Origin of the sequence: Dyadobacter crusticola DSM 16708, assembly GCF_000701505.1 — a bacterium.
GTDB lineage: Bacteria > Bacteroidota > Bacteroidia > Cytophagales > Spirosomataceae > Dyadobacter > Dyadobacter crusticola.
In genome coordinates this window covers 519,976-539,457 of the sequence record NZ_JNJB01000001.1, presented here as the reverse complement: position 1 = coordinate 539,457, position 19,482 = coordinate 519,976, and the positions used below count along the sequence as shown (strand labels likewise).

The following is a 19,482-nucleotide window of genomic DNA, read 5'->3' as shown; positions in this document are numbered from 1 at the left end:
ACGTCCGATCAGGGACTATCGCATTAACTGTGTAAACTTTCAATCGGGGTTGGGAAAGACTTAAAGCCTGACCCTGTTTTCAAAAATAGTTAAAAATTGATTCAGGATCATCCCCCAGTTTCGGATGGGCATGGTCCATTTTTTCGAAGCCTCTCTTAAAGCTAGATATACCGATTTGATCACTGCTTCATCAGTCGGAAATGACAGTTTGTTCTTCGTGTACTTTCTTATTTTCCCATTCAGGTTTTCAATGAGATTTGTGGTATAGATGATCTGCCTGATCTCTAATGGAAAATCAAAAAAGACAGTCAGCTCATCCCAGTTCTCACGCCAGCTTTTAATGGCATAGGAATATTTGCTGTTCCATTTTAGTTCAAGGCTATCCAGGGCAGCTAAGGCCGCCTGTCGGGTGGGAGCACCGTAAATGTCTTTTAAATCGCGGCTGAACTCCTTTTTATCTTTCCAGACCACATACCGGCAACTGTTCCGGATCTGGTGGACTACACAAATCTGGGTTGCCGATTCAGGAAAAACAGACCGGATTGTTTGGGTGAAGCCGTTGAGATTGTCGGTGGCCGTGATCAGAATATCTTGTAATCCGCGTGCTTTCATGTCCGTCAAAACACTCATCCAGTAGGCAGCAGACTCATTTTTGCCAAGCCACATGCCTAAGATTTCCTTGTAACCATCGCGTTTAAGCCCAACGGCGATATAAACTGTCTTGTTAACTACCTTGCTGTTTTCACGCACTTTGAAGACGATCCCATCCATCCAAACTATCAAATAAACAGGTTCCAAAGGCCGGTTCTGCCAGCTGACAATGTCTTCTACTATCCTGGAAGTGATGCGACTGATAGTTGATGTCGAAACCTCAAAATTGTAAACATCCCTGATCTGGTCTTCGATATCAGCAACGCTCATTCCCTTCGCATACAGCGACACAATTACCTCTTCAATTCCGTCTACCATATTCTCCCGCTTGGGAACAATCATGGGATTAAAACTGGCATCCCGGTCGCGGGGCATACGTATTTCCGACTCACCATAGCTGGTTTTAACCCTCTTTTTTCCATAACCATTACGGGAGTTAGTATTGAGCGACTGTTCATGTTTGTCATACCCCAAGTGGCCATCCAGCTCTCCTTCCAGCATTTTCTCAATGCCCCGCTTCTGTAACTGGCCAAGAAAGTCGTTTAGCGTGTCGCGGCTCTTGAACTGCTTTAAAAACTCATCAGTCAATAAATCTTCTGGTCTCATAAACTGTGCTTTGTTAAAAGTAAAAAATCGGAGTTACAAACCCCGATTTAAACTTTACACAGATTTTGAGATAGTGTCTCCGATCAACAATCGTAAGGATAAAACCCGTTGATATATACATTCGCGATTTCCGATGATCGAATTTGGAAATGTTTCATCATTGTTCATACAATCTTCCAAAAAGCCGGTTTATCGATCAATGCACAGAGAATTCTAGTTTCTTCCCTAAGCCAATTTCCAGAATTCGATAAAGAGTTGACAGCTGAATGTCTGTATGACCATTCTCAATTCTAGAAATGAAGCTCTTTTTTGCTCCGATTTTATCAGCAAGTTGCTCTTGCGTCAATTTTGCTATTCGTCTTTCTTCTTTGATAATCTCTCCGATCAGAAAGGCTTTCGCCTTTAACTCAAACTCCACGCGCTCTTTTGTTCCAGGCGCACCATGATAGCGCGTGAAATGCTCTTCAGCTGTTGTTATTTCTGGATTTGCATTCATTTGTTTTTTCCGTCAAAATACTCGTTCATTAGCTTCACGGCCAACCTAACCTCTTCACTCGGTGTCTTTTGTGTTTTCTTTTGAAATCCGTTGAAAAGAATGACGAGGTTACCTTTATCAAAACAGCAAAAGATTCTAAATATATTGGTGCCGACCTCTACTCGTAGCTCATACAAACCCTTTTCACCCTCTATGTGTTTTAAGAATTTTTCAGGAACCCGATCGAAGTGCATCAATAGATAGATTACATAATCCACCTTGTCTCTAACTTTTTGAGTTTGGCTACGATAAAAATCGTCAAAATGATTCCGAAAGTAAACCAGCTCTCGATGCTTCTCCATTATTAAACTATCTAGTGTGTGTGTAATGTAAAGTTAACCTTAAATGTAACATTTAGCAAGGTTCACCTCCCCTTCACAACCCCATCAATCTCCCCCAACAGCGACTTTACCCCAGTACTATCCTGCAACAACTGCCAGATCATCACTCCGCTTACCTTCTCCTTGGCCAGCTCAGTTTTTTTCCGGATCGTTGGCAGCCCATTGTAATAAACCATCCCGCCATTTAAATGCATTTGATCCTGGTTTACGGAATCGGGATATTGACGAAGAATGCTCTTGTAAGACATGCTTTCCGGAGCAGTACCGCCGAAACCGTAGCCGTAGAACGGGACGCCAAGGGTCAGTTTTTCTTTGGGGATTTTGCGGGTTTCCAACCAGTATTGAAGATCTTCTTCGGCCATTGAGTAGGGGGCGTGCGGACCGGGTTTCTCAGGGCGCCAGGGTCCGGTGCGGTCGTAGGACATAATGTTCACCAAGTCGAATTGGGCGAGGGCTTTGTCGGTGAACTGGGTCTTGTAAACAGTGGCTATTGCGGCCGTAATGAGCTTATTTTTCTGTCTCAATGCAGTTGCCAGGTCCACGACAAAGTTCTCGTAGTTCGCGTCTATCAATTCACCTTCCAAGTCTACATCGATGCCGTCGAGATTGTTGTCAACGGCAAGATTTACCAGGTCTTTGATCAGTTTATTTTTCTTTTCTCCGATTAAAAACGAAGGATAATACTTCGGCGCACCGCCGCCTCCGATGGAAGCCATAATCTTCACATTTCTGGAATGGGCAAGCGCGGCCGTTTCTTTCAAACCTTCGGTTCTCGTAAGATTCCCCAAAGAGTCGGGGTTGATGAAGGCGATGTACAAATGCGTGATTTTGGCGAAATCGACCTGATTGGCAGCAGCTTGTAGATTATTGCCATTGGGTAAATAGCCGATTACTTTGAACCGGTTGTCTGCATCCGCGCCGTTGGAAACGGTGACGCTTTTCTTACTGCAACTGGTAGTAAATGCAAGAATCACCATGAAAACGGAGATGCCTTGTTTGAACAACTTTGAAAATTTCATGGTAATTCCTGATGAGTTTAATTTGTTATTTACCCGCTAACATAACCTTCGCGCCGCCCTTGCGGATGGATTCATAAACTGCGTCGATGACGATCATATCCTTCAAACCTTCGGCCCCGCTTACATTCGGGTCGGGTTTGTTGTTGAGAATAATGTCAGCGATACCGTCCATTTGCAACGTTTGGTGCGTGATCACGGGCTGGTCCATCGGACCTTTGTGCGTGCGACCTTTAATCGGACCGTAGCTGAATGCGGGACTGAGTTCTACAAAACCTTTTTCGCCAATCACGTACAATCTTTCGTAGTTATTGAAATTGTAAGTCGTGCCGCAGCTCGCTACTACACCGCTAGGGAAACCCAGCTGGAACATAATCGTTTCGTCCACTTCCTTGAATTTCACCGGATCGGTTTTGGTCTCCTGCGCTGTTACCCAAATCGGCTCTTCACCCGTCGCGTATCTTGCGCCGTTCAATGCATAAATGCCCACGTCCATCATCGCGCCGCCGCCAGCCAAAGCTTTTTTCAGTCTCCATTGATTGGGATCGCCGGATTTGAAACCCATATAATTGTTCACATGCATGATCTTGCCCAGCTCGCCGGCTTCGCGCATCCGGATGAGCTCGCGGGTATGCGGCTCAAAATGCATGCGGTAACCAATGTAAAATTTCACCCCCGCCTTATCACAAGCTGCTATCATTTCACGCGTTTGCTTCGCATTGTCGGCTACCGGTTTTTCGCAAAGTACGTGTTTGCCAGCCGCGGCAATTTGCAACACATGTTTGTGATGCAGCGAGTTAGGTGTGCAAACGTAAACAAGGTCAATATCCGGATTATCCTTGATCTTGCTGACCGTCTCGTAATTGTAAGTGTTCTTTTCAGGAATGTTGTACTTCTTTTTCCATTCTTCCAGCTTCGCCGGAGTACCTGATACCGCACCAACGAGTGTAGCCATTTTACAATCTTTCATCGCATCTGCCACGCGTGTTCCATAGCTGCCAAGTCCCATAATCGCGACACGCAGCTGCTTGTCGGCTTTTGGTCCGGAATACAAGTCCCGCGCCGCCGCAGGCAGGTCCGCCAATGCAGTTACACCTATTCCAAAACCTATTTTTTGCAAAAAATCACGACGAGAATCCATAGTAATTGGGTGTTATTTTTTGTTGATAAATACTTGCGCTCCATTGAAAAAGGGGTGTAGAGGTTGTATCTCCTTATAAAAAGGCGAGATAAGCTTCTGGCGTAACTATTCTTATTTCTGCCAATTTATAATCCTTGAGATTTTTGGTGATCAGCACATGAATGCTATTCTCGATCGCCGTATTGTATTGAATTGCGTCTTCAAAGTTCGCAAAACCGGAGGCAATAGCACGATCTATTACTTTACTGTTCACGGATAATATCGTAACTAATGTTCTGAAACGCGCAATTAATAGCGTCGGCTCTTTGACACCATACTGGGCATGCAAAACATAGTGAATGTTAGATATCGAAAGTGCGGAAATACAGATCTCAATTTTTCCTTGCTCTGCCAATGTAAATATTCGCTCGGCGAAACTATTGAAAGGTTTCCGTCCGGATAATAAGTCGATACAAACATCAGTGTCAACGAAAACCTTTTCCAAATCGCTATTTCGAATATTTTTCTAGTATGTGTTTTTGGTAAGCTTCCTTTTCATCGTACTTCTCAGGCAGCGTGACTGCGCCGGAAAGACTTTTTACAAACGGTGTTATATCAGAAGACTGCTCGTCGACAGTTGTGACGAAATTCAAATAATTTTCAATCAAATGCGATAGACTCACTTTTTTAGTCCTCGCATAATTCTTTGCACGTTCAATGGTTTCCGTGTCGAGTCTTAAAGTCAGCTTGGTGTCCATATTTTTGAGTCTGTACGTCTAAATATAATTTATTTGGACGTACAAATCAAAAAAAAGCTCCCGAGGCGAACCCCGGGAGCTTGATCTGAATCTTAAAAAGTAAATTATTTGACGGTGACGATGCGTTCCACTTTTTGTTCTGACAGCTGGAAAGTTTTAGATTGAACCTCACTTCCGCTGATCACGTCCAGCTTGTACTGGCCAGCTTCCATGTTGTCCAGATTTAAGGTACGGCCGAATTTCTGTTGTCCTTTACCAACTGTCTCGCGGTAAACAACGTCGCCACTTTCGTTTTTAAGCAACAACGTAGTGCTTGATTCTGCATTAGATTTGTCGACCAGCACATTGATCTTACCTGATTTAGTTGGGTAAATACCTGTTCCCAACACAGCTTTCTTAGCGTCTTTGTCCTCTGCGTTGGCAGTGAAAGTAGTTGCTACGAATGCAAATGCTAATGCGAAAATTTTGATTGAAGTTTTCATGGCTAATTTATGTTTATGGCTGTTGTTTTGATTTGTTTTTCTTTTTTGTCCCTGAGGACATAACAAAGGTGGTGTAAAACCCAGTACTATGTATTGCAAAGTACAGGAATGGTGGTCTAAGTAAATGAGCGGCGGATATCTTTCATGAGCAATTAAATGTTTTGATGTGGTGGACTCAAATTCGGTCTAATGATGGGCGTATGAAGGTGAAAGTTGCATAGTGGAATGTTAATAACTGTTAAAAAAAATGGCTGCCCGCAATGCAGACAGCCATTTCCTGGTAAAGACGATAAGACCTGGAACTATTCCTTTTCAACAAAATCCATGTCTTTCGTAAAAGTTTCTTCGAGATAATACAAAGCCAGCAGAGCCACAGCCGAAGTTGCTACTCCAATTACCAACCCACTTTGAATCACACCCAGGTCGGGTTTGAAGCTCACGAATAACGCCGCCAGCGGAATTGTAGCGCCCCGTACAAAGTTGGGAACGGTTGTGGCGACAGTTGCCCGCAGGTTTGTTCCGAAAAGCTCGGCTGCAATCGTGATAAATAAAGTCCAGTATCCATTGCAAAAGCCCAGCAATGCGCACATCAGATAAAAAGAGAACAGATCCGTCATCGGGATCATCAAATACCCGACTACCATGGCCAGCGAAAGCAGGATAAACAGCCTGATTACCTTTTTTCTGCTTTTTAAATATTGACTCAATAACCCGCTGACAATATCCCCGCCGACTTGTCCGGAGAATGCGATCATAACCGCTTTCCCGGCATTGATATCTATAATACCTTTGGCAGCTCCGAATTCAGGTGAAAACGTGATCAGGATACCAACCACAAACCAGATCGGCAGGCCCACGAGGATTGCCATCATATATTTACCAAACCGTTTTCCATTGGTCAGTATCATCATAATATTCCCCCGGTCGACTGACTTTTCCTTCACGTGTTTGAACATCCCCGATTCAAAAACGTTGAACCTGAGCACCAATAGGAGCAAGCCCATTCCGCCCCCAACAAAGTAAGATATCCGCCACGCGAAAAGATCTGCCACAAAATAAGCCAGAATAGCCCCCAGCACACCCAAAGTTGCCACCAGCGTAGTTCCATAACCCCTTATTTCTTTTGGCAAAACCTCGGTTACCAGCGTAATTCCGGCCCCCAGCTCACCCGCCAAACCCACTCCTGCTATGAAGCGCAATACCGCATATTGATCAAGTGAGGTCACAAAACCATTCCCGATATTAGCCAGAGAATACATGATAATGGAGCCAAAAAGCACTGAAAGGCGACCTTTCTTATCAGCAATAACACCCCACAAAACGCCACCGATCAGCATTCCCGCCATTTGGTAGTTCAATAAACTGATACCTTCCGTGAGCAGCTGGTCTTCCGGCACATTAAGCGCTTTTAAACTTGGTACGCGCACGACACTGAACAAAAACAGATCGTACATGTCGACCAGGTAACCCAGCGCCGCCACAATAACCGGCACCTGCATTAATTGCGATAAAAGAGAAGGACGGGAAGTAGGAAGTTCGGACATGGAACAGTTTGTTTACTTCGGCTGTCGGCTTTCGGCAGTCGGGTTTTTGTTTTACTTCGGCTTTCGGCCGTCAGCAGTCGGCCTTTTTGAATTTCATTCATCAATTCAAGACAATAAAGCTGACAGCCGATTGCCGACAGCTGACAGCTATAATCTATCAATCAACATCCCCCCATCTACACCAATCACCTGGCCGGTGGAGTAGGGGAAGTCGCCTCTGGTGAGGGAGGCTACGGCTTTGCCGACATCGTCGGGCGTGCCCCAGCGTGGCTGCAATGCAATGCCGCTTTGGAACAGGTTATCATATTTTTCCTGGACTTTGGATGTCATGTCAGTCGAGATAATGCCGGGGCGGATCTCGAAAACGGGAATATTGAACTCGGCCATTCTTACTGCAAAAAGTAGGTTCGTCATCGCCAGTCCCGCTTTTGAAACACAATACTCTCCCCGGTTTACAGAAGCTACTGTCGCCGAAATGGAGGTGACAAAAATGATCGTCGCTTCAAATGCATGGTTATTCTGCTTCGTATGTGCCATTCTTTTTGCAACCGCCTGGGTAAAGAAAAACGGTCCCTGCAAATTGGTGGTCATTACTTCCTCGTAGTTCTCAACGGTAGTTTCAAGAATGTCGAGTCGCACGCGGGGTGCGATTCCTGCATTATTGACCAACACATTGATCTCCCCTAAAACAGCATAAGCTTTTTCAATAATTGCTTCGCGATCAGCGGCGGAAGCGATACTTCCCTGGCAGTAAACCACCTCTGCGCCGAGTGCTTTCAATTCTTCTAACGCTTCGGTCACGCTCTCTTCACCGCGCACACCATTGATCGCGAGGTTGTAACCTTCTTTCGCCAGTGCTTTTGCAATACCGAAACCGATTCCGCGACTTCCTCCTGTGATCAGAGCGGTCTTTTTCATAGTTCCTCAATATCAACCCAGGCGCGTTTTGCCCAGCTTTCCAAACCTTTTTCCGCCAATTGTACACCACGCGCGCCCGCCTTCAAATCCCAGGGGAACGGGGTGTCTTTTACAATGTGTTTCAAGAATAGCTCCCATTGTGCTTTGAATGCATTGTCGAAAAGCTCCTGCTCAGGCACTTTTGCCCAACCTTCAAAGAATGGGATCGGCTGTGGAATGTCGGGGTTCCATACTGGCTTAGGCGTATTTCCGTAATGCTGAATGTAGCAGTCACGCAAGCCGGCCACGGCTGATCCATGCGTTCCGTCCACCTGCAAAGTCAAAAGATCATCGCGGCGCACGCGTACTGTCCAAGAAGAATTGAAATGTGCGATCACATCGCCTTCCAGCTCAAAAGTGGCATAGCAGGAATCGTCGGCGGTGGCTTTATAAGGATTTCCGTTTTCGTCGATGCGCTCGGGTATGTGGGTAGCGCCAAGGCAGGAAACTGCTTTTACTTTGCCGAAAAGATTATCCAGCACATAGCGCCAGTGGCAGAGCATATCTACGATAATGCCGCCATCATCTTCCTTACGATAATTCCAGGAAGGCCGCTGAGCCGGGATACTGTGCCCTTCGAAAACCCAGTAGCCAAATTCACCCCGAACAGAAAGGATTTTTCCGAAGAAACCATTTTCCATTAGTCGCTTCAATTTCAGCATGCCCGGCAGCCAGAGCTTGTCCTGTACCACACCATTTTTCAAGCCGGCGGCAGTTGCCAGTTCGTAAAGTTCCAATGCTTCCTCGGTGGTGGTACCGGTTGGTTTTTCACAATAAATATGCTTTCCGGCCAAAATCGCTTTTTTCACAGCAGCAGCGCGGCGACCGGTTACCTGCGCGTCAAAATAGATCTGGTAATTCGGGTCGGACATCACAGAATCGAGGTCTGTCGTATATTTTTCTACACCCGATTGCTTGCAGAGTGCCTGCAATTTTGATTCATTCCTGCCCACGAGAATAGGGTCCGGCATGATCACTTCTTCCGCCGAAATTTTTACACCACCTTGTTCCCTGATCGCCTTGATCGAGCGCAGCAAATGCTGGTTCGTTCCCATGCGGCCCGTCACGCCGTTCATGATAATACCAATGTTATGTGTAGTCATTGTGTTGGCTGTTAGCTATTTAGCAGTTAGCGATTATTTTTTTATACTGTTTTTAGAAAGGCGTCTGTGATTTCTTTGAGGAAGATGTTCTGGTCTTTGGCCCAATGGATGTTTGAAAATATTTCTACTTCGCAAAATCCATTAAAGCCCGTTGCTTCGACCCAGGTCCTGATTTTTTTCAGGTCAATGCAGCCTTCGCCCATTAACCCGCGGTCGTTGAGGAGGTCAATGGTGTTGACTTTCCAGTCGCAGACGTGGTAGGCAAACAAATTTCCCTTTGCGCCGCAGCGGGCTATTTCTTTTTCAAGATCACCGTCCCACCACAAATGGTAAACGTCTACCGCAACTCCTACAAAAGGTGAGTTGAAATACTCTGCGAGGTCATTTGCCTGTGCCAGTGTGTTAATCGCCGAGCGGTCGGCCGCATACATGGGATGCAGCGGTTCGATAGCGAGTTTCACATTCAGTTTTTCGGCAAGCGGCAATATCGCCTGGATACCTTCTTTGATCTGCTCACGCGATTTTTCGAGCGACTGATCGGGTGAAGCGCCGCAAACGAGCACGATCATCGGCGCGCCCAGTGCAGCGGCTTCTTCCAGTAATTTCTTATTATGGTCAATCGCCTGCGCGCGGCCCGCGCTGCTGGTGTGCGGGAAAAACCCGCCGCGGACGTACGACACAATTTCAAGCCCGGCAGATCGGATCAGCTCTCCGGCATGGTGAGGGCCGATCCGTTCTATTGAACTCTGCCAGACGCTTATTCCTTTGACCCCCGCCGCCGCATACTTTTCCACCGCCTCAGAAAGCTCCCAGGGCTTGGTACTAATGGTATGAATGCAGCAACGATCGAGTGTTATATTTCCCAAGGTTTTGTTTTTGTTTTAATGAATGCGTTTGTACATGTTGCTTCGACTGCGCTCAGCATGACAAGTCCTTCGATAGTAACTTCTTCTTTTGTCACCCTGAGCGCAGTCGAAGGGACGTGCACAAAAGCATCCTGCATGTCCCTTCGACCGCCCGGCGGCCCGGTCCGCTCAGGGTGACAAGGAAAGATGCAGAAAATACTTTACCTCACAGCCCCCAGATAAGTATAATACGGCAATCCTTTATTAACTCTGTCCAGGTAGAGCGCTACTTCCCTCGCGTGGTAATCGCCCCACATGCTGGATTCGTTATTCGGGATTTTCTGCCCGGTAGGTATATTATCCCAGCCATTTGGCCGGTGGTAGATCGAATGCAGGATCAATCCCTGGTGCGTCGGATCTGTTGACAGATAGGGTTCTGCAAATAGTGAATCCAATGCAGTCAGACCGGCTTGCCAGTATTTTTTGCCATTCTCATTTTCACCTTTACCCTCTAAATATTTACCCAACCTTAACAAACCCTGCGCCCCGATAGCGGCGGCTGAGCTGTCGATTGGTTCAAATGCATTGTAAGGATCAGAAGTACGGCTCGTGTAGTCGCCCAATTTGTGCAGCTGCGGAGCGCCTGTGTCCCAGTAGGGAATTCCGTCTGCGGCAGTATTTTCAATGTAGAAGTCGCAGGTAGCTTTGGCAGCTTTGAGGTATATTCCTTCAATTTCTACTCTGCCGCCCATTGCGGCAAGTTCTTCGTCTGCGAAGCTGGAAAGGGATTCCAGCTGTTCGGCGAAGCCGAGCATTGCCCAGGCCAGGCCGCGGGTCCAGGTTGTAAATCCGGAAAAACCTTGCTGTGAATTCGGGCAGCGGTAGTTACCATCGTTTGTATTAAAAACACTTTCATGTGCCGTGCGACCCCATAGATCGTAGCTGTCCCGGCCTTCGCCGTAGTAAACGGAATAGTTGGCGGTAGCAATGGAATGCAATGTGCCACGTTCCAGCAGACTGGTTTTTACATCATTTTCACCCATTAAACTATGTCCCATTAAATGCGAAACCATCAATGCGCGAACCGAGCGGATAGTATCTACAAAAAGAGAATGCGGACCATTAAATGAGTGAATAAATCCCTGACCGTTTTTGGTATTGGTCCAGCGGCGAGCCTGGACAGCCCCCGATATTTTTAGGGCAATCTCATAAAAATTGCGCTCCCATTCATTTTCTTCAATGCGCCCCTCATTCATCAATCTCAACAAGTTGCCGTAGGTACTTACATTGTTAAATCCATGGTCATGGACACCGAAGTGGCCCACGTGGGATGCCATAAATCCGACTGTCTTCTTCTTCGCTGCATCGAGGAAAGCAGTGTCGCCGGTTGCGTCGAACTGTAAAACCTCAGCCCCGTACTGAAATCCTTGCGTCCATTCTGTCCAGCCTCTCAGCGTGTATTTACCATTTACCGTAAATACCGGCGTGCCTTTCGAGTTATCATACTCCCTGTTAATCAGGTTGATTTTCTCGGCGGAAACCTGCCAGAGTCGATCGAGTTTGGATTGAAGTGATGCGGCGGTAAGGTCGTTCCTGATCTGCATAGTATCCTGATAGTATTATTTAGTATTTTATTTATAGGATAATACAAAGATATAATGGCCAAAAAACCTGATCAAGGTACAAATCGGCTAATGGATGGTACTTTTCCGAACTTGCTCGCGGTATTCGTTGGGTGTTAAACCTGTTTTCTTTTTAAAGATCCGGCTGAAGTAGGAGGGATCGTCGAGGTGAATGTGATAGGCTATCTCTTTGCTGCTCAGTCCGGTAAAAACAAGTAGTCTCTTCGCTTCGAGCAGCAATTTGTCGAGGATATATTCCTGGGATGGAGTACCCAGGTATTTTTTGATGATTTTACTCAAATAATCGGGAGAGACTGAAAGTGCATTGGCATATTGCTGTACTTCATGCATCTGCAGAAAATTCTTCTCTACCATTTCCTGAAATCGGCCAACCAGTTCCGGTATCGGCTGTGTTGCTGACTCTTCCGGCTGCGCATTCTGGTGACTTAGTAGCGCGCATTTTTGTAAAAAAACACCCAGGTACCTGCCAATCAGCGCCTGGTCTGCTTCGTTGCTCAGGTGATCGGAAACCATGTTTTCCAAAATATTATGGAAATAGCGCTTCTCAGATTCTGATAGCGTGATAATGGGCTGGCGGCGGGTTGGCTGAAAGAATGTAAACTGGGAAAGCGGCTGACCGACGGGATTATAGAAGTTGTAAAAGTCCTCCGAGAAAGCAACTATAAAGCCTTGGAAGGAGTTGGAAAATGTAAGCAAATGCACCTGCCCCGGCGTAAGAAAATGCAGTCCCGCACCGAGCACGGGATAAGAACGAAAATCAATCTCGTGAAATCCCTGGCCTTCTTCTACAAACAGTATTTCATAGTAAGTGTGCCTGTGGGGCGTGTCGGTGGGTAAAGGCGTGATCGGGAGCGGAATGGAGAGCTCCCTATTGATCTCAATGCTGTTTTTAAACCGGAATATTTTCAATGCAGAAACCTGACTGGGTGTTTTCGGCAGGGAGTGAACCGGTATTGCGTCTGACACGGGAATCATAATCTACTTTTTCAGTTGCTACAATCTTTCCAAAGCCGCAGGATCATTAAAACTACCAGCAGAGGCAGTTTTTTGAAGTCGTTGGTGACATTTTTATAATTTACTTTGTTGGTCATTGACAACCACAACAATTTAATTTCAAGGTGAACCAGGAAACCAAGAGCGGCCAGATATTCGATCTTCCTACGTTAAGACGTCTATATGCATTCGTTCGCCCTTACCAGCGCCAGTTTTATTTATTGATCGGGATCATCTTGCTCAATGCGTTACTAGCTCCTCTCACGCCGCTGCTCATCAAGTATACTATTGATACGCCCATTGCAAATGGCGATTTTCAGCAGCTGACAATCATGCTGATCGTGATGGTGGTAGTCACTCTTTTTCAAGGTGTTGCTCAGTTCTGGAATACTTATATGTCGGGCTGGCTGGGGCAGTTCATCATCCGTGATATCCGGGTGCAGCTTTATCAGAAGATCATTGGTTTAAGATTAAAGTTTTTTGACAACACCCCGATTGGCCGGCTCGTTACTCGTACTATTTCAGATGTTGAGACGCTTTCCAATGTATTCAGTGACGGAATGGCGGCCATTGCCGGAGATATCCTGCAATTGATACTGATCATTGCTGTGATGTTTTATACCGATTGGAAACTGTCGATCATCAGCTTGTCGATGATCCCGCTGATGCTGATTTGTACCTATATATTCAAGGAAAAGATCAAGGATTCATTCAATGAGGTGCGCGCCGCGGTTTCAAACCTGAACTCGTTTGTACAGGAACATTTGACAGGAATGGGCATTGTGCAGATTTTCAGCAGCGAGGATATTGAGTATAAAAAATTCAGGGAGATCAATAAAGTGCACCGCAATGCGAATATCCGGTCTATTCTTTATTACTCCATTTACTTCCCGGTGGCTGATGTGATCGCCGCCGCAGGTACGGGGCTGGTAGTTTGGTACGGGTCAAAACAGATACTCGATAGTGAAGTGACATTTGGTACCGTTACCGCATTTGTAATGTTTATCAACCTTTTCTTTCGCCCCATTCGTCAGCTCGCAGACCGTTTCAATACTTTACAAATGGGTATCGTGAGTACGGATCGTATTCTGAAAGTACTCGATAGCGACGAGTACACCTCCAACGAAGGCACCTACGATCCTCCGATGATAAAAGGCAATGTCGAATTCAAAGATGTCTGGTTCGCCTACAATGAGGAAGAATACGTTTTGAAGGATATAAATTTTAAAGTAAACGAAGGTGAAACAATCGCGCTTGTGGGTGCGACTGGCGCGGGTAAATCTTCTATTATCAATTTATTGACACGCTTTTACGATATCAATAAAGGAAGCATTTATGTAGATGGAGTAGAGGTGCAAAACTATGAGTTGAATGCGCTTCGCAAGTACATTGGGATCGTATTGCAGGATGTTTTTCTTTTCTCAGATACAATTGAAAACAATATCCGTCTCGGAGACTTTTCGATTACCCACGAAAAGATAATAGAAGCTGCTAAACTGGTGGGTGTGCATGACTTCATTGAGCGGCTGCCGGGTGGTTACAGCTACAATGTCATGGAGCGCGGCGCAACGCTATCCGTTGGTCAGCGCCAGCTGATTTCGTTTGTTCGGGCAATGGTTCACGAACCAAAGATCATTGTTCTCGACGAGGCAACCAGCTCGGTAGACAGCGAGACCGAAGAGCTAATCCAGCACGCCATTGAAACACTGATGAAAGGCCGCACTGCCATCGTAATCGCGCACAGACTTTCGACAATTCAGGAAGCCAATAAGATCATTGTAGTTGACAAAGGCCGCATTGTAGAGGAAGGAAACCACGAGCAGCTGCTGGAAAAAGAAGGAGCTTACGCGAACCTGTACCGGATGCAGTACAAGGAAGTGTTGAAGATCGGGGCTTAAAACGTTGTCATGCTTCGACTCCGCTCAGCATGACAAAGCTGGATACTGTTAATTCCTCCTGCCGGTATCCAATGGAATAGGTGGCGGACCGATCAGGAATTCGTCTTCGTCGCTCCTTCCAGCTGGTGTACTATCGCCTTCAATGCCAAGTGAGTCGCTTACACTAGGCGCATATAGTGTCGGGCAGTTGTAATTTTTAGTGATTTTGAAGCTCGGTTTTGGGAATGGCCCGGGTTCATAGCCGATTGATTTATCACGATATACTTTTTCCAAGAAGCTTCCTACAATCGGCAGCGCGGTTTTTGCTCCTTCACCCAGATTCGTAGTCCGGAAGTGGATACTGCGATCATCGCCACCGACCCAGGCGCCAACTACCAGGTCGCGGGTGATGCACATAAACCAACCGTCGGAGTTATTGGATGTGGTTCCTGTTTTACCGCCCAGTTCATTTCCATTGCGGGTTACATCAAATTTCCAGCGAATGCTGCCCGATGTTCCGCCTGGTTCTTCAACACCCGCTTTCAGCATTTGCACCATCAGGAATGCCGATTCCGGCCTGATCGCCTCGCGGTGTTCTGCCTGGAATTCCTCGATGACTTTTCCGTTGCTATCTTCAATTTTTGTAACCAGAATCGGCTTTGTGTAAGTCCCGTTGTTTACAAACACGCTGTAAGCAGCCACCATATCATAAAGAGACACATCAAACGGCCCTAAGCCAATGGAGGGTAATCCTTTTAGAGGTGTTGTAATGCCCATCTTCTTGGCATATCTGGCTACGTTATCCGCTCCAACCTGATCTGTAAGCTCCGCTGTAACCGAGTTGATAGATTGTGCCAGAGCGCGGCGCAATGTCATGCTTGCGTAAGAGAAGGTACCTGTCGCATTGCGCGGTCTCCATTCCTTTTGCTCGCCGTCTTCCATATAAATTTTCTCAAAAGGCTTATCAACGATCTGATCACACGGCGTCATGTTGTAAGTAGTATCGTCAATCGCGGTTGTGTAAACAAAGGATTTGAACGTCGATCCCGGCTGCCTTTTGCCCTGCTTTACAGCGTCGTATTTGAAATAATTATAATCCAAACCACCTACCCAGGCTTTGATCTGGCCGCTTTGCGGGTTCATCGCCATCATACCTGCCCGCAAAATCCGCTTATAGTAATCCAGCGAATCCATTGAACTCCAGTACTTCTTCATTTCACCACTGTTTTTCCAGTCGTAAACTGTCATGGTGTCCTTTTTATTCAGGTAGTAATTGATACTATCCGGGTTGTTCGGGAATTTAGCTGCAAGCGATTTGTACTTGCTGGTCCGCTTCACCACATTCTGAAGAAAGTCGGTGATTTCCTTGCCTTGTTCGTCTACCCACGGGTTCTGGTTGCGCCAGTGGTCTTCAAAAACGCGTTGCAGCTGCTTCATTTTTTGCGTCATCGCCTCTTCCGCTTTTTCCTGCATCCGCGAGTCAATGGTAGTGTAGATTTTCAAACCATCGGTATACAAATCATAGCCGTTTTCGTCACCCCATTTTTTTACAAAATCAACAACCGCATTTTTGAAATAATTGGCATTACCATCGTAAGGTGTTTCAAACTTGGTTTTCAGCTCAATTGGCAGGGCGCTGATGGAGTCAGCCTCTTTTGCGCTGATATAGCCGTACTTTTCCATTTGGGCGATCACCACATTGCGGCGTTCAAGTGACCGCTTCATGTTGCGGATCGGATTGTAAGTAGTAGTGGCTTTTTGCAAACCCACCAACACCGCCGATTCCTGCACATTAAGACTGTCCGGCGATTTACTGAAATACGATTTGGCTGCTGTATTGATCCCGTAAGTGTTATTACCGTAATCAACGGTGTTAAAATACATGGTCAGGATTTCTTCTTTGGTGAAATTCCTTTCCAGTTTAATGGCAGTCAGCCACTCTTTTGTTTTGTAAATCAATGTACTAAACCCTGGAACATAACCCAGCGCACCCCGCGCGCCGGATTTACGGGTTTTGAATAGTTTTTTTGCAAGCTGCTGTGTAATAGTGCTTCCTCCTCCACGATCTGTCGCGCCGGTCATAATGCCCATTGCGACGCTCGCCATAGCTTTATAGTCAATTCCTGAATGTTTATAAAAACGCACATCTTCGGTGGCTATCAATGCTTTTACCAGGTTCGGCGATATCATTTTATAGGTAACCGGAGTCCTGTTCTCGGTGTAGAACTTACCAATCATCACGCCGTCAGCAGTATATATCTCAGAAGATTGGGCGACTTTTGGATTTTGAAGATCTTCAACGCTCGGCATACTTCCCATGAGCCAGAGAAAGTTGGTCTCCACGCAGAAGATGTAAACGGCAAATGTAACGAAGCCATAAGCAAATGTTTTCCATACAAACATGATCGGGCGGTAAAAACGGGATTGGGTATCCACGTTGTTCTCCCACCAGCTGCGCAGGGATCTTTTGTTATGGCGATAGGAATGGAACAGGTTATCGGCGCGTTTTTTACCAATAACCAGAGAAATAAGCTTGTATGCGATACGGTTGATGAGTGTGGCAATGAATCTGAATACTGCCTTTATTTTGTTAATAAACGATCGGATAACTTGCATCAAACGTTATGGTTCGTAAGAATTCAAAGATAAGAAAAGCCGGACATTTATGATTGCGTCCGGCTTTTACGGTATACTATTCGGCTTTGTGAAATTTCAGGGCAGCGCCGTTCATGCAGTATCTTAGTCCGGTTGGCTTCGGGCCGTCATTGAAAACGTGTCCAAGGTGCCCGCCGCACGTCCTGCAAACTACTTCAGTCCGGATCATTCCATGACTTTTATCGACAATCTCCTCCACATTCTCCTTTGCAACAGGCTGGAAGAAGCTCGGCCAGCCCGAGCCTGATTCGTACTTGGTTTCGGAGCTGAACAACGGTGTACCGCAAGCTGCACAAACATAGGTACCCTCTTCTTTATTATCATTATAGGGATGCGAAAATGGCCTTTCAGTCCCTTTCTCGAACAACACAAAACACTGTTGCCCAGTAAGTTCCTGCTGCCACTCTTCTTTTGTTTTCTGTACCTCTCTCATTTTGTCAGATTTGAAGATATGTTACGTGTTTAGAAAAATTGTACCACATCTATACGTAACGTAAGACAGCCCTTTATCGTTTAGAAAAAATGCGTCTGATCCATGAATCTTCGCGCGGCCAGCATTGGTTGGGCGACTCCGGCGGGCGGCGAAAAAGTCCGGCTGAAATACCGAAATAAAGGTTAAATGCTTTCGGGTTGCCAATGTTCAACAGTCCCGTTAAATGATCGGTACCAATCCACAAAGGACCCGCGCGGCCAGCCAGCCCTATCGCGGGTGATCTGTATCGGTTCATTAAAGATACAGGTACAGACAATTCATACCATTTATGTTCAATGCGGGGTGTTACTGACAGAAAGGATTCTGCTTTCATGCCAAATGCACCCTGACTGATCAGATTCTGTACCCAAAGTCCGTTCACGTAAATTTTTGAACGCACATGGTAGTCGACACTTGCCTGGAATGCAGTTGGTAATACAGATTTGAAGTTAGGTGCGATTGTTGGGCCGCCGTCAAGCGAAGAATTAATCGCATTGAAAAGCCCCTCGGATCCCTGCAGTTTTTGGAAAGAATCAAAACGGAATTCCTTATCTCTCGTACTGGTCTCCTGTTGTAGCAGGTAAGCAGGATTTTTGAAGTGTACCCGACCGATATCCGTCAGCGAAACCGCGACACGATAGAGGTACTTATTCTTGGAAGGATCACGCTTCCGCTCGCCGCGTTCTGTATAGGAAAATTTATTAATGTCCGGGCGGTATTCGTACACAGCGCCGATATCAAATCCCCAGCCGCTTCCCGGAGGTGCGCCGCCTAGCAGCCAGGCTGGGGAAGGTTTGATGTTTTGAAATCCCTCATCGCGGGTAATCGCGTATTTTACATTAATCTGCTGCACATTGATATACTGGCGCCGGTTTTCGTAAGCTTCGTCGGGCAGGATATTGTAGGTGGAATTATCGATGATCGCGTGCGCATTGTACAGTCCGATCAGTCTTTTTACAGTGAAACCGACTTTCAGAAACTCAGTCTCGTTATCCATTACAATACCGCCCAGCGTCAATGCGACTTCCCCTAATCCGTTGAAATGCAGCTGGCCAGACTGGTTCTCAAACGTAGTTTCCTGAAGATCTTTCATCTGCGTCGTCTTGCTGATCAGCCGGGCAAGTGGCTCGGTGAGCTGGGTAGTATTCAGGATGTACCGCGCCCTCGTTGAAATACCCACTCCCACTTTCCCTTTCAGCATATTGAACATAATGGACGGGAGCCGCGTATCTCCCCCTGCGTTCAGATATTTGTAATTACCGTTCAGCTTTTCTTTCAAATAGGCTCGCGGAAACATGAGCACACCGCGCTCATTTCTGTACTGATCCGGGACAGAGTTGGTCATCAAAGAAAGAAAGGAAAAGGGCGCGTCGTACTTAATATGGTTGTTTCCCGTGTAAAACTGCGTTCCAACCAGGTTCACGTGGATCGCATAACGGCTATCGGCGACAAAGGCAGGATTATGGTACAATGCATTGGTACCCGCGTAATTTCCCATCGCAACGCCAGGCAAGTGCTGGGCCGATCCATTCAATGCTATCCCAAATAAAATAAAGGATGCGAGTATCAGACTTTTGGGCATAGTCACTAGAAAACGTTGAATCGGCGAATTTTATATCCGTGTGCAAAGAAAAGCGGAACTGCACGGAGTTGCAACGAATGTTCATCGATTGGGAATATTTAATCTTCCGTGAGCGGCATGATTTTAATGTGATCCAATTTAAACACCGGAGCTGAAAATGATATTATCCCGGGATTAAATATGGGCGCTCTCATAAAAAGGGTTAGAAAGGTACAAAGGTGTAGGTTTGCCGTTTTAAACGATTAGGTGCAATCCGGAAGTGAATTCCCGATTGTTTTGTTAATTGAAACATAGACCATATA

Annotated in this window: 18 protein-coding genes; 1 reads left to right on the top strand and 17 read right to left on the bottom strand. The window is 46.2% G+C overall.

Features of this window, described 5'->3' with window-relative positions; genetic code table 11:
* Positions 1-60: 60 nt before the first annotated feature.
* The 14 genes from Q369_RS0102385 to Q369_RS0102315 form a co-directional block, all read right to left on the bottom strand.
* Positions 61-1,257 carry an IS256 family transposase gene (locus Q369_RS0102385; protein WP_031526131.1) on the bottom strand — a complete coding sequence of 399 codons (1,197 nt, stop codon included), beginning with the start codon at positions 1,255-1,257 and terminating at the stop codon, positions 61-63.
* Positions 1,258-1,453: 196 nt separating this feature from the next.
* Positions 1,454-1,753 carry a helix-turn-helix domain-containing protein gene (locus tag Q369_RS0102380; protein WP_031526130.1) on the bottom strand — a complete coding sequence of 100 codons (300 nt, stop codon included), beginning with the start codon at positions 1,751-1,753 and terminating at the stop codon, positions 1,454-1,456.
* Complete coding sequence (locus tag Q369_RS0102375) at positions 1,750-2,094, bottom strand: type II toxin-antitoxin system RelE/ParE family toxin (protein ID WP_031526129.1); 345 nt, start codon at positions 2,092-2,094, stop codon at positions 1,750-1,752. The genes Q369_RS0102380 and Q369_RS0102375 overlap by 4 nt, the downstream gene beginning before the upstream one ends.
* A gap of 62 nt (positions 2,095-2,156) precedes the next feature.
* Complete coding sequence (locus tag Q369_RS0102370) at positions 2,157-3,152, bottom strand: glycosyl hydrolase family 18 protein (RefSeq protein WP_051663869.1); 996 nt, start codon at positions 3,150-3,152, stop codon at positions 2,157-2,159.
* 25 nt (positions 3,153-3,177) lie between these two features.
* The gene (locus Q369_RS0102365) at positions 3,178-4,290 is read right to left on the bottom strand and encodes a Gfo/Idh/MocA family protein (RefSeq protein WP_031526127.1); all 1,113 of its coding nucleotides are present in this window, start codon (positions 4,288-4,290) and stop codon (positions 3,178-3,180) included.
* A 73-nt stretch (positions 4,291-4,363) separates the two neighbouring features.
* Positions 4,364-4,774, bottom strand: coding sequence for a type II toxin-antitoxin system VapC family toxin (locus Q369_RS0102360; RefSeq protein ID WP_031526126.1), 411 nt, complete (start codon positions 4,772-4,774; stop codon positions 4,364-4,366).
* A 4-nt stretch (positions 4,775-4,778) separates the two neighbouring features.
* A complete protein-coding gene (locus Q369_RS0102355; RefSeq protein WP_031526125.1) occupies positions 4,779-5,027 on the bottom strand; it encodes a DUF6364 family protein in 249 nt (82 codons plus the stop codon).
* Positions 5,028-5,131: 104 nt separating this feature from the next.
* Positions 5,132-5,509 (bottom strand): hypothetical protein, encoded by a 378-nt coding sequence (locus Q369_RS0102350; protein WP_031526124.1) that lies wholly within the window; start codon positions 5,507-5,509, stop codon positions 5,132-5,134.
* A gap of 302 nt (positions 5,510-5,811) precedes the next feature.
* Positions 5,812-7,053, bottom strand: a complete 1,242-nt coding sequence (locus tag Q369_RS0102345) for an MFS transporter (RefSeq protein ID WP_031526122.1) — start codon at positions 7,051-7,053, stop codon at positions 5,812-5,814.
* Positions 7,054-7,200: 147 nt separating this feature from the next.
* Positions 7,201-7,971, bottom strand: coding sequence for a 3-ketoacyl-ACP reductase (locus tag Q369_RS0102340; protein WP_031526121.1), 771 nt, complete (start codon positions 7,969-7,971; stop codon positions 7,201-7,203).
* Complete coding sequence (locus Q369_RS0102335) at positions 7,968-9,113, bottom strand: Gfo/Idh/MocA family protein (RefSeq protein WP_031526119.1); 1,146 nt, start codon at positions 9,111-9,113, stop codon at positions 7,968-7,970. The genes Q369_RS0102340 and Q369_RS0102335 overlap by 4 nt, the downstream gene beginning before the upstream one ends.
* Positions 9,114-9,154: 41 nt before the next feature.
* Positions 9,155-9,979: a sugar phosphate isomerase/epimerase family protein gene (locus tag Q369_RS0102330; RefSeq protein WP_031526117.1), complete on the bottom strand. Its 825-nt coding sequence runs from the start codon at positions 9,977-9,979 to the stop codon at positions 9,155-9,157.
* 200 nt (positions 9,980-10,179) lie between these two features.
* A complete protein-coding gene (locus tag Q369_RS0102320) occupies positions 10,180-11,562 on the bottom strand; it encodes a glycoside hydrolase family 88 protein (protein WP_031526115.1) in 1,383 nt (460 codons plus the stop codon).
* A gap of 87 nt (positions 11,563-11,649) precedes the next feature.
* The gene (locus Q369_RS0102315; RefSeq protein WP_031526114.1) at positions 11,650-12,576 is read right to left on the bottom strand and encodes a helix-turn-helix domain-containing protein; all 927 of its coding nucleotides are present in this window, start codon (positions 12,574-12,576) and stop codon (positions 11,650-11,652) included.
* 143 nt (positions 12,577-12,719) lie between these two features.
* On the opposite strand from Q369_RS0102315, the gene Q369_RS0102305 reads away from it, so the two are divergent.
* Positions 12,720-14,492 carry an ABC transporter ATP-binding protein gene (locus Q369_RS0102305; RefSeq protein ID WP_031526113.1) on the top strand — a complete coding sequence of 591 codons (1,773 nt, stop codon included), beginning with the start codon at positions 12,720-12,722 and terminating at the stop codon, positions 14,490-14,492.
* A 48-nt stretch (positions 14,493-14,540) separates the two neighbouring features.
* Here Q369_RS0102305 and Q369_RS0102300 read toward each other — a convergent pair whose 3' ends face one another.
* The 3 genes from Q369_RS0102300 to Q369_RS0102290 form a co-directional block, all read right to left on the bottom strand.
* Positions 14,541-17,087, bottom strand: coding sequence for a penicillin-binding protein 1A (locus tag Q369_RS0102300; RefSeq protein ID WP_031526111.1), 2,547 nt, complete (start codon positions 17,085-17,087; stop codon positions 14,541-14,543).
* A gap of 76 nt (positions 17,088-17,163) precedes the next feature.
* Entirely contained in the window at positions 17,164-17,559 is a 396-nt protein-coding gene (msrB, locus tag Q369_RS0102295) for a peptide-methionine (R)-S-oxide reductase MsrB (RefSeq protein WP_031526109.1), read from the bottom strand.
* Between the two features lie 73 nt (positions 17,560-17,632).
* Entirely contained in the window at positions 17,633-19,180 is a 1,548-nt protein-coding gene (locus Q369_RS0102290) for a DUF5723 family protein (protein WP_031526107.1), read from the bottom strand.
* Between the last annotated feature and the right edge of the window lie 302 nt (positions 19,181-19,482).

What these genes read in the sequence shown, in the direction of transcription:
- Q369_RS0102385 (WP_031526131.1), bottom strand. Translation starts at nt 1,257, where the DNA reads ATGAGACCAGAAGATTTATTGACTGATGAGTTTTTAAAGCAGTTCAAG.
- Q369_RS0102380 (WP_031526130.1), bottom strand. Translation starts at nt 1,753, where the DNA reads ATGAATGCAAATCCAGAAATAACAACAGCTGAAGAGCATTTCACGCGC.
- Q369_RS0102375 (WP_031526129.1), bottom strand. Translation starts at nt 2,094, where the DNA reads ATGGAGAAGCATCGAGAGCTGGTTTACTTTCGGAATCATTTTGACGAT.
- Q369_RS0102370 (WP_051663869.1), bottom strand. Translation starts at nt 3,152, where the DNA reads ATGAAATTTTCAAAGTTGTTCAAACAAGGCATCTCCGTTTTCATGGTG.
- Q369_RS0102365 (WP_031526127.1), bottom strand. Translation starts at nt 4,290, where the DNA reads ATGGATTCTCGTCGTGATTTTTTGCAAAAAATAGGTTTTGGAATAGGT.
- Q369_RS0102355 (WP_031526125.1), bottom strand. Translation starts at nt 5,027, where the DNA reads ATGGACACCAAGCTGACTTTAAGACTCGACACGGAAACCATTGAACGT.
- Q369_RS0102350 (WP_031526124.1), bottom strand. Translation starts at nt 5,509, where the DNA reads ATGAAAACTTCAATCAAAATTTTCGCATTAGCATTTGCATTCGTAGCA.
- Q369_RS0102345 (WP_031526122.1), bottom strand. Translation starts at nt 7,053, where the DNA reads ATGTCCGAACTTCCTACTTCCCGTCCTTCTCTTTTATCGCAATTAATG.
- Q369_RS0102340 (WP_031526121.1), bottom strand. Translation starts at nt 7,971, where the DNA reads ATGAAAAAGACCGCTCTGATCACAGGAGGAAGTCGCGGAATCGGTTTC.
- Q369_RS0102335 (WP_031526119.1), bottom strand. Translation starts at nt 9,113, where the DNA reads ATGACTACACATAACATTGGTATTATCATGAACGGCGTGACGGGCCGC.
- Q369_RS0102320 (WP_031526115.1), bottom strand. Translation starts at nt 11,562, where the DNA reads ATGCAGATCAGGAACGACCTTACCGCCGCATCACTTCAATCCAAACTC.
- Q369_RS0102315 (WP_031526114.1), bottom strand. Translation starts at nt 12,576, where the DNA reads ATGATTCCCGTGTCAGACGCAATACCGGTTCACTCCCTGCCGAAAACA.
- Q369_RS0102300 (WP_031526111.1), bottom strand. Translation starts at nt 17,087, where the DNA reads ATGCAAGTTATCCGATCGTTTATTAACAAAATAAAGGCAGTATTCAGA.
- msrB (WP_031526109.1), bottom strand. Translation starts at nt 17,559, where the DNA reads ATGAGAGAGGTACAGAAAACAAAAGAAGAGTGGCAGCAGGAACTTACT.
- Q369_RS0102290 (WP_031526107.1), bottom strand. Translation starts at nt 19,180, where the DNA reads ATGCCCAAAAGTCTGATACTCGCATCCTTTATTTTATTTGGGATAGCA.